The sequence below is a fragment of the Kutzneria sp. 744 genome, from assembly GCF_000568255.1.
In the GTDB taxonomy this organism is placed as follows: Bacteria; Actinomycetota; Actinomycetes; order Mycobacteriales; family Pseudonocardiaceae; genus Kutzneria.
This window is the reverse complement of sequence record NZ_KK037166.1, coordinates 8,253,138-8,255,060: the sequence shown is the minus strand read 5'-3', so window position 1 is coordinate 8,255,060 and position 1,923 is coordinate 8,253,138. Positions and strand designations below refer to the sequence as shown.

Annotated in this window: 2 protein-coding genes; both read left to right on the top strand. The window is 67.6% G+C overall.

Annotated elements, in window-relative coordinates; all coding sequences use genetic code 11:
- Positions 1-259 precede the first annotated feature (259 nt).
- Positions 260-757 carry a winged helix-turn-helix domain-containing protein gene (locus KUTG_RS38025; RefSeq protein WP_043723846.1) on the top strand — a complete coding sequence of 166 codons (498 nt, stop codon included), beginning with the start codon at positions 260-262 and terminating at the stop codon, positions 755-757.
- A 247-nt stretch (positions 758-1,004) separates the two neighbouring features.
- A partial coding sequence (locus KUTG_RS38020) for an APC family permease (RefSeq protein ID WP_232241185.1) occupies positions 1,005-1,923 on the top strand: 919 nt, incomplete at its 3' end.

Here is a 1,923-nt window from a genome sequence, read left to right as displayed (position 1 = left end):
CCCGTACGGCGCACGCAGGTCGCGCTCCCGCCGGGCCAGCCACTCGTGCCATCCGCTCATGTTCGACATAACACCGTGAATCGGCCCATGCGTCCACATCCTGGAGCACCGTTGACAGTGACACCGCCCACTGGTCCGATGCCCTCATGGATCTGACCAGGCGCCTGCACGTGGACCTCGCCCGCGTGAACGCGCAGGGCTGTGCGGCCACGCCGAAGTAGCCGCCCCCGGTCCATCACCCTTTTGCGAGGAAACCACCATGCCGTACCAGTTCTCTCCTTCGTTGACCGTGACCGCGAGCCAGTCCGCCGAGGTCACAGTGGTCGTTCGGGTCAGTACGAACAACGACCAGGCCCCGCTGGTGGCCGCCCGCGTCGTCGACGCCGTGCGCACCGCGGTCGACATCCCCGGCACCACGTTGACCGTGTCCGTGCCCCAGCCGCGCACCGCCGAACGCGGTGAGCTGCGGATTCAGCCTGCGGCACGGCAGGTCTGGCAGCGGGGCGACGCCGTCGAGCTGACCCGGATGGAGTTCGATCTGTTGCTGCACCTGGCCCGCCGGCCCGGACGCGTGCACCTGCGGACCGCCCTGCTGTCCGAGTTGTGGGGTCTGCCGCATGGCGTCGAGACCAGGACGCTGGACGTGCACGTTCGCCGGCTGCGACGCAAGCTCGGCCCCGCCGCCACGCTCATCACTACCGTCCGTGGCGTGGGCTATCGGCTGGACGGGGCCGATCGGGTGACCATCGAGGAGTGATCGCCCGATATGTCGGGCTAGAACCTCAAATCTTCCTCAAATTCGGGCCCTGAACCAGATCGTAACCGGCAGACCGGTTCACATCGGCCCGGCTTTACGCCATGCTCCGCCACACCCGAACGGGTGGTGCAGGTCACGTCCATAGTGGACCAGAGAGCAGGGGTGAGCGATGGCTTCGCCGTCAAACGTCGCTTCGTCACCGGGTGGATCCGGCCATTTCAAGAGAACTGTCGGCTTCTACGGCCTGATGTTCATCTCACTCGGCTCGATCATCGGGTCGGGCTGGCTGCTGGGCGCGCTCAACGCGGCCAAGGCCGCCGGCCCCGCCTCGCTCATCTCATGGGTGCTGGCGGCGGCGATGTTGGCCGTGTTGGCCCTGATCCACGCGGAGCTCGGTGCGGCCTACCCGGTCGCCGGCGGCACCGCGCGGTTCCCGCTGTTCGCCTTCGGCAGCATCACCGGCTTCATCGCCGGCTGGGCGGCCTGGCTGCAGGCGGTGGCCATCGCGCCGATCGAGGTCGAGGCGAGCCTGGCATACCTGGACAACATCGGGTGGGTGAAGGACAACCTGCACCTGCTCAACGATGACGGCACGCTGACGGCGAGCGGCTTCGGCTGGGCCAGCCTGCTGATGGTGATCTTCACCCTGGTCAACATCGTCGGCGTCAAGCTGTTGTCGGAGAGCAACACCATCACGGTGCTGTGGAAGACCGCGGTGCCGCTGCTGACCGTGCTGGTGCTGCTGCCGCTGAGCTTCCACGGCGCCAACTTCAGCGCGGGCGGCGGTTTCATGCCGTTCGGCTTCCACGGCGTGTTCGCCGCGCTGCCGCTGGGCGTGGTGTTCGCCCTGCAGGGCTTCGAGCAGTGCATCCAGCTGGCCGCCGAGGCCGCGCATTTTAAGAAGGATTTGTCCCGCGCCGTGCTTTGTCTTTTATGGGCATCGGCGCGGTCGTGTACATCCTGCTGGAGATCGCCTTCATCGGCAGCCTCGACCCGGCCGCGCTGGTCAACGGCTGGTCCAACCCCATCGCCAAGGGCGACTTCGGCCCGTACGCGACGCTGGCCATCGCGGCCGGCGCGGGCTGGCTGGCCTACATCCTCTACGTGGACGCGTTCATTCTCGCCCGCCGGCACCGGCCTGATCTACGTCGGCACCTCGGCCCGCC

Excerpts from the sequence above, each read along its gene's own strand:
- KUTG_RS38025 (WP_043723846.1), top strand. The coding sequence starts at position 260 with ATGCCGTACCAGTTCTCTCCTTCGTTGACCGTGACCGCGAGCCAGTCC.